The sequence below is a fragment of the Lysinibacillus sp. A1 genome (assembly GCF_000801965.1).
In the GTDB taxonomy this organism is placed as follows: domain Bacteria; phylum Bacillota; class Bacilli; order Bacillales_A; family Planococcaceae; genus Lysinibacillus; species Lysinibacillus fusiformis.
In genome coordinates, this window is record NZ_JSZM01000036.1 from 1 (window position 1) to 7,920 (window position 7,920).

The window sequence follows — 7,920 nt, forward strand, 5'->3', positions numbered from 1 at the left end:
ACTTTTTGGGGTCACTTCAAATTCAGAAAAGCGCCCAATTATAGAATAACAACTTACAATGTTTTCGAGTTGTTCATTGTTATTCCATTAGTTTTTAATGCCACTCTACATAATTAAAAACTAAAAAGATGTTTTATTCATTCAATTTAGTGGAATAAATTGAATGTGAATATATATTGGAGGGATAAATAATGACAGTCAAATTGACAGTAGAAAACGTAGTACAGGCGAAACAAGAAGTGGAGAAATTAGAAGCGCAAGGATACCTTCGAGATAACATTTACATCTTTGCGCACTATGAAGAACGTGAAGAGGATATTAACGAAGCACTCGGGACAGAAGAAGCTGGTATTAGCGAGCAAGGGTTCCTGACTTCTATGAAGAACCTGGTGAATTCCCGTGGAGATGAACTTCGCAATAAATTAGCTTCTGTCGGATTAAGTGAATCGGAAGCTGCTCAATTCGAAAAGGAACTAGATACAGGCAAATTGGTCATAGTTGCCAATAAGTAAAAGCAAACCCGGGAATCTCATCCCGGGTTTGTTTTTCATTTTACAAGTCCTCCTCGGTATTCCGTGAACTCTGTATTCCAGATAGCCTTTCAACCAAGTCAGTAAAAAACCATCCTTCTCTATTGTCAATGATCTGCTCGAGGAAATTTAGAGTCTTAACAATAAGGCCCTTTAAAAGGAAAAAACGCTTCCTAAATAAACGCGCCCTATTGTGGAAGATAATAAGCACATCTCTTCTTTAACTAACTTATCATTAGTAGAAGATTCTATCTCCTAAAACCTAATAGTTTTTCGGGGAAAATAATTATTCAATCCATATAATTAAATGTATGATTGGACTTTGTAATCTTCAATATCATGCGCTGTTCCTGTCTAGAGCTTTTCTCGATATAAGTAAATATGATGAAATATTCCACACTCTCACCTGCTAGTACTACTATTTTATTACCAAATTAGCCGTTTCACTCGGATGGTTAAGAGGAAAATGATGACCATATGGAACAAAATCAACCTTACCCAGGTGCGAAGGAGCAGAATAGCCTCTATCATAATCCCCCCAAATAATGCGAAGATTATACTTTGTTACTTCATTGAAATCACCTTGACCGGTTTTCAAAAGTAAACGGTTAAGCTGAACCGTAGTATTTAAAATTCTAGGAGAAGTAAAACCTTTACTTATTTTTTCAATATACTGTTGAGGGATACTCTCCGTACTTTCAAATAAACCATTACTTAATAAATAACGCTCTATCAAATTAGTAGTTGCCATTTTCAATGTCCATTTGTTCATAAATTGAGGAACATGTATCGATTTAGTATTCTTTTTAGCAACAGGTGGCTGAAGTAAAGTAATTGTATACTTCTTATCTATGTACTTTTGTACTAATGCTTCCAAAAGAATATACGCACCAAATGAATGGCCAATTAGATGGGCACCGTTAGAAGCTTTCTCCAATAACTTTTTCACTACATTCAAATAGATATTTATAAGATTTTTCTCTCGTTTAAAAGGAGAACGTCCCAAACCTGGAAGGTCCAAGATCCATACAGGTCGACCCGTTTTTTCATGAAGCTCTTTCCCTAATGGAAATAAATCCTCTCCATCACTTAATAAACCATGTAATAAAATAAACGGTTTCCCCTCTCCTTGTAATTGGTAAAGGGTATTGTTATCGCATAATGTTCGCTCAAATAAATGATGATGCTCACCATTTTGATACATCAATCGATAATCCAGATCAGCTACTACGGCAGGGAAAAAGTTCATGACACTCATCTTATTAAACCAATCTCCCCCCCTCATGTTTTTCACCGAAACATTTGAAAATGTTCGTTTTGTTATAAAATTCAGTCCATCAGAAGGAATGTTTGTTATTTTACTTACTCCACTTTTCATTATTGTTTTCATAAGCGGCATTGGAACAGAGATTTTTGGTGCCCTCATATTCATACTTTCCGACATAACACTTAATAATTCAGCAATGTTCGGATCGTTCTCTTTGTCATCAACAAGTGTATATGTTTGAATAGCCGGCTGCTCCAATTTGAAAACCTGCACAATAAACTTCGCAAACTCATCGTTTGAAATCAATGGCAACCTATATCCCTTACCTCCAGGAATCACTGGCATGAGCCCTCTTCGCATACTTGTCACAAGCAAACCTAATCCTGCTATCTGCTCTGTACTCCCTGTTTTACTACTACCAACTACGGTTGGTGGATTAATTACTGAAAGCGGATAACCTACTGCTGATGCCTGCTGACGGATATAAAGATCTGCTAAAAACTTTGTTCTCTCATATGGGTTTTTTATTTTCAAAAAATTGTTTCCTTCTTTAAACACATCTATCGCAATCTTGCTATTTTTATCATCAAAGGGACTCATATAGCCTACTACATGAATAAATTGTTGCAATCCCTTCAATTGATGAATATTTTTAGAGAATTCACTAATATGTTGGGCACCATTCAAAAATACGGAAGCTGCATCTTTACTTGTCGCTTGAATATCCATGGGACCACCTGCGTGAATAATCACATCCGTTTTCAATACCAACTCCTTATCTTCAGCACTTAGACCTAAGTCTAATTTCGTCAAATCACCTTCAATAAAGTGCATCACTGCCTCTTTTAAGATGCCTCTTTCTTGAAAAATGCGTGTTGCTTTACTTTTCGATCTCACTAATAGAAGAATTGTAACGTGCTCATCTTTGGCTAATTCTTTCACTAATTGCTTTCCAATAAATCCTGTTCCACCTGTTAAAAATACTGTTTTCATATAAATCCTCCTTTTAGTACTATTCAGTACTAATTTATTGTGAAAAAAAATGCTTCTTTTATCGAAGCAAGTTAAAAAAATGATCTGCTGTTTTCATGATGACAGTTGCATCCTGCAGTGTTTCTGAAATAAATAGCGCTCCTTCAAGATTTGTAATAAAAAGAGGTGCAACCTCGTCAATATTAATTGTCTTTCTAAATTCACCATTCTCTACTCCTTGTTTAAGTAATAGAGAAACTTTTGTTTGTAATCCTATAAAGAAAAGACCTATTTTTTCTTTTACTTTTGTGGCATTTGTTGGGCTTTGAATATAAAGCGTAATAAATGGACAGCTCCCCTTATATTCTCTCGTCTGAACTCCTTGTGATAATTGCTTTAAAAACAATTGGATACGATCTTCAACTAATAATTGGTTTTGAGATAGTAAGCCATCAATTGCAGATTGATACATTTCAATCCAATAATCAACGACCCCTTCCAACAATTCTTCCTTATTAGAGAAGTGATAATACACATTAGACTTTGATACTTTGCTTACACGAACTAATTCATCCATGCTTGTATAAGCAAATCCTTTTTCTAAAAATAATGTTGCAGCTACTTCAATCACACGTTTTTGATTCATTAATTTTACCTTTGTCATAATTAGTACTGTACAGTACTATAATAGGTATTGCAAGTATTTTTGTTAGTTTAATAAAAAATTGATCAAAAAAGCTAAACTTTAATGGACTTTACTGCTAAAAATTAATCTGATTTTGAACAAAGTTGAACTGAACCACAAAACTGTTTGGGATGGCTTGCAATTCTTCACTTGTGTTATAACGCTAGGTTCATATATTTTTGAAATCTAACTACAGCATTATTCTCTAGTGGTCTTTATTTTCAGCATAACGAAATAATGAGAAAAAATGTTAAGTTCCGAAGAGATATTGCTCTTGACGTTATGAAACGTATCGAGATTCAGTAACACGTACCTTTACCCGTCTCGATCGCTCTCACAGCGCAAAATATTTTACATAATACAGAATGAATACCTCATTGATTTTCTACAACTATAGACTTCAGCTTTTTCTTATTCCTACAATATTTGTATGTATTAAATAACTCATAATACTATCCGTATTTGACTAAACCATCTACAAAATCAATTCATGATAATAAAAAGTTGATAAGGTGAAACACACCATATCAATTTTTTATCCTTTGTAAACTACCCATGAGTTGTTGTTCTATATGGACAAGAACTTTGCGTCCATCCCATTTCTCTTCTTAGTTTTTAAAAGGACTGCTAGCTTTCGCTAACAGTCGAATTTTTAACAACATGTATTTGATTGATTAACAAGATTAATACTACATACCCCTGTTTCTGGTAATTCCAATTCCACACGTTTCGACGCTTCTTCATCTCCTGATAAATAGGCTGTTATTGAACGAACTTGTTCATAACCTGTGGCCATTAAGAATGTAGGTGCGCGACCATAACTTTTTGCACCGACAATGTAGAAGTTCTTTTCTGGTTGTCTTAGTATTTCTTCTCCATGCGCTCTTACTGTTCCGCAACTATGCTCATTAGGGTCAATTAGTGGCGCTAATGCTTGCACACTTTCTGTTGCTGAATCCATCGAAAGGCGTAATTCACTGTTAATTGATAGGTCTGGTCTATTTCCCGCATTGACAATAAGCTCTTCAAATCCTGTTAATACTTTTTGTTCTCCGTTTATAGTACCAAAAATATGGATGTTCTCTTCTTTCTTCACCTGTGAGATATAGAAAGGTGTTATTACTTCAACCTTACCAGTATCCACTAATTCGTGAATGCGAACACCGAGTGCGCCACGTGCTGCTAATGCATCTTTTTCTTCGCCACCATAGGCTTCTTCAACAGATTTTTTACGCATAATCCACACTAGCTTTGTTGATGGGTTCTCGTCTTGTAATTCCGCAAGTGTCAATAATGTATTGATAGCTGAATGGCCACCACCAATAACTGCAATCTTCTTATTGGCATAACGCTTAGTATTCATATTTATGTCTGGGATACCATATTCAATGTGATCTGCTAAAGCTTTTTCATTTTGGAGCCATATACCTGTAGAATTTGCTGGGTTGGGATTTCCCCATGTACCCGTCACATCAATAACAGCTCTTGCTTCAATCATACGGATGTCATTCTCTTGTTCAATATAAATAATAAAGGACTGTTCTACACGATTTTTTGTCTTCATCTTATCATTAAATTGTCGTGAAATTCCTACCACTTTTGAGTTCAACTGAATGTGAGGCTTTATTTGCATTAGATTAGACAATGGTTTTAAATATAGATCAATTAATTCATGTCCTGTCGGTAACGTATCTAAATTAGGTTCTTCCCAATCGGAGGCATCTAATATAGCCTTAGCAGCTTTATTGATGTTATATCGCCATGGTGAAAATAAAGTAACATGCCCCCAAGTCCGAATATTGTGCGCTACTTCATGCCCAGCTTCTAATAAAATAAAGGCTTGCTTGTGTTCCACTAAATGAGCAGCTGCAGTTAATCCAATGGGGCCTGCACCAATTATGGCAATCGGTAAATTTTTTATATTCTTCTGTACTTTAATTTCCTTAGTAGTAGTACAACAAGATCCATTTTGGTTGATTATTTTTAGTGTTTTCATCATTCACTTCTCCACTTTTTTCTTTATATAAGCATTTTCTTATATAAAAAATATTTTTTTACGTCTAGCCACGTAGCTAGACGTTTAAGCTTTGCATGTAATTAACACATTTCAATTTCACATATCATTTGCTCATTTTTTACTAGCATTTTCAAATTGCCATCATGACCTAATGCCGTAACAATCCATATCTCAGAAATCAATAGCGAAATCTTTAGCGAGATGCAATGAGTATAGATATTAATTTATTTGCCCATCCTTTAGCCACCGGACTACTGCATGAGTTCCAGTACACAAGAGGTAAGCAATTCCGTTTTATTAATCGGTTTTGTGTCATAATATAGTTCAATATTTAATAGTTTTAAAGTATTTTTTCTGCCAACGTAAGGCAACCCATACAAGTCCAATGAGGACCGGCACTTCCACTAGTGGTCCAATAACAGCGGCAAATGCGACGCCACTATGCAGGCCAAACACACCCACTGCAACAGCAATGGCTAACTCGAAGTTGTTGCTTGCAGCTGTAAAAGAAAGAGCTGCTGTGACAGGATAAGATGCCCCAACTTTACGGGAAGAGAAGAACGACACAGCAAACATAATCACAAAGTAAATAAATAATGGAATAGCAATTCGCACTACATCAAGTGGCAGTTCTACTAATTGCTCACCCTTTAATGCAAACATCATCACAATCGTGAACAGCAGTGCAATTAAAGTAAGTGGTGAAATTTTCGGTAAGAACTTTTCTTCATACCACTGTTTTCCTTTTGCTTTAATCCCAATCCATCGTGTGAGGAACCCTGCAGCAAATGGTATCCCTAGGTAAATTAGAACGCTCTTTGTAATCTCCCACATAGAAATGGATACATGGAAATTCTCTAAACCAAACCAACCAGGCAAGACATTTAAGAAAAAGTAAGCAAAGATAGAGTATGTTAAAATTTGGAAAATAGAGTTAAATGCAACTAAACCAGCTACATATTCACGATCTCCACGCGCTAAATCATTCCACACAATCACCATGGCAATACATCGAGCTAAGCCAATCATAATGAGTCCAGCCATATATTCTGGGTAATCATGTAAGAAGATAATCGCTAAAAAGAACATGAGGAACGGGCCTAGTAACCAATTTTGTAAAAGTGATAGTAATAGCACTTTCCAATCCTTAAACACTCGCCACATTTCTTCATACTTTACTTTCGCTAATGGTGGATACATCATGATAATTAACCCGATAGCAATCGGTATGGACGTTGTGCCAATAGACATGGACTCTAACGCTTCACCAATATTAGGCATGGTGATACTTAATACAACACCTATTCCCATCGCAACGAATATCCAAAGGGTAAGGTAACGATCTAAAAAGGAAAGCTGTTTTATTAAAGATTCATTACTCATTATCAGTTCCCCCTTCATGGCAACAATCTGTGCCACAGTTGCACCCGTTTAAAGGTTGAATTTGTTCTAAAACACCCTTCATCAGTGGTGTTTGATCCTCTACTAAACGGTAATGTTTCCAAGTCCCTACTTTTCGTTCCGTAATAATGCCTGCCTCCTTCAATTTTCGTAGATGTTGACTAACTGCTGGTTGTGATATTCCTAGCACATCCACAAAATCACATACACATACCTCCCCATTTTTCATGCATGCAAGTAATTTAATACGATTTAAATCAGCTGCTGCTTTTAGTTGTTTTTCAATTAGTGTGTTTTCCATTTATCTGCACTCCTTATATAATTATTTGCTTATATATTATTTTAAATAAAATCACCTCGTTAAAGAAAGGTGAATTAATCTATATATAACTATATGCTTATATTATGATTTAATGTTTTGAATTGCAACAGATATTTACCCCATTTGAAAATTTCTTTTTCAACCATTTAAATTTCCCCTATACAACCTTACATTACCACAATATCCCATGTGAATTATTCCATTAAACTGCACTGTTAGTAAAAAAGCGTCTTCACTTGTTGTAAGTTAAAGGGGAAAGTTTCACAAATAATAAAAAATAGATTATACTGGACTAAATAACATACTCAAAAAGGAGCATTTCTATGACCGAGAATAATCAATCTGAGGTACCCCCAAAAAAAATCAGCCTGCAAGAGGCAGTGAAACAGCAGCTTGAAAACAAAAAGAACCGTTCCTCTGTTAATCAAGGAAAAATGAATCACGACCTTTCAACAAAAAAAATGAAAAGCCAGCAAACTAAAAAAACAAGCAATACCCGTAGAAAAATGGGTGTCTAATATACGGACAATATCGGAAAGACATATAACAGGAAAAGCTATTAATATTGTTAAAAAAAGGTTGGAAAAAGGGAAAATTACCAGAGATATCATTTAAGATATTTTTAACAAATCAGGCAACCTTCCCCACGGTATTAAAGTTAGGCTAACAGATGGACAGGTTGGACGCATACAGGAAATCCACTCTAAATAAAAGAAGTGAAAAAGC

General features: G+C 35.3%; 8 protein-coding genes. 3 read left to right on the plus strand and 5 right to left on the minus strand.

Annotation, left to right across the window (positions count from 1 at the left end; all coding sequences use genetic code 11):
- Positions 1-191 precede the first annotated feature (191 nt).
- Positions 192-512 (plus strand): general stress protein, encoded by a 321-nt coding sequence (locus tag PI85_RS21185; RefSeq protein ID WP_036125300.1) that lies wholly within the window; start codon positions 192-194, stop codon positions 510-512.
- Positions 513-948: 436 nt separating this feature from the next.
- Here the strand turns inward: PI85_RS21185 and PI85_RS21190 are convergent, their stop codons facing one another.
- The 5 genes from PI85_RS21190 to PI85_RS21210 all read right to left on the minus strand — a co-directional run bounded on the left by PI85_RS21190 (position 949) and on the right by PI85_RS21210 (position 7,173).
- The gene (locus PI85_RS21190) at positions 949-2,790 is read right to left on the minus strand and encodes an alpha/beta fold hydrolase (protein WP_144422589.1); all 1,842 of its coding nucleotides are present in this window, start codon (positions 2,788-2,790) and stop codon (positions 949-951) included.
- Positions 2,791-2,848: 58 nt separating this feature from the next.
- Entirely contained in the window at positions 2,849-3,415 is a 567-nt protein-coding gene (locus PI85_RS21195; RefSeq protein WP_036125925.1) for a TetR/AcrR family transcriptional regulator, read from the minus strand.
- 691 nt (positions 3,416-4,106) lie between these two features.
- Entirely contained in the window at positions 4,107-5,450 is a 1,344-nt protein-coding gene (locus PI85_RS21200) for an NAD(P)-binding domain-containing protein (RefSeq protein WP_036125923.1), read from the minus strand.
- 345 nt (positions 5,451-5,795) lie between these two features.
- Positions 5,796-6,854 carry an ACR3 family arsenite efflux transporter gene (arsB, locus tag PI85_RS21205; RefSeq protein WP_036125922.1) on the minus strand — a complete coding sequence of 353 codons (1,059 nt, stop codon included), beginning with the start codon at positions 6,852-6,854 and terminating at the stop codon, positions 5,796-5,798.
- The gene (locus PI85_RS21210) at positions 6,847-7,173 is read right to left on the minus strand and encodes a metalloregulator ArsR/SmtB family transcription factor (protein WP_036125920.1); all 327 of its coding nucleotides are present in this window, start codon (positions 7,171-7,173) and stop codon (positions 6,847-6,849) included. Before PI85_RS21210 ends, arsB begins: the two co-directional genes overlap by 8 nt.
- A 344-nt stretch (positions 7,174-7,517) precedes the next feature.
- On the opposite strand from PI85_RS21210, the gene PI85_RS21215 reads away from it, so the two are divergent.
- Entirely contained in the window at positions 7,518-7,712 is a 195-nt protein-coding gene (locus tag PI85_RS21215; protein WP_036125918.1) for a hypothetical protein, read from the plus strand.
- A 133-nt stretch (positions 7,713-7,845) separates the two neighbouring features.
- Positions 7,846-7,905 carry a hypothetical protein gene (locus tag PI85_RS24945; protein WP_233301141.1) on the plus strand — a complete coding sequence of 20 codons (60 nt, stop codon included), beginning with the start codon at positions 7,846-7,848 and terminating at the stop codon, positions 7,903-7,905.
- The last annotated feature ends 15 nt before the right edge of the window (positions 7,906-7,920 follow it).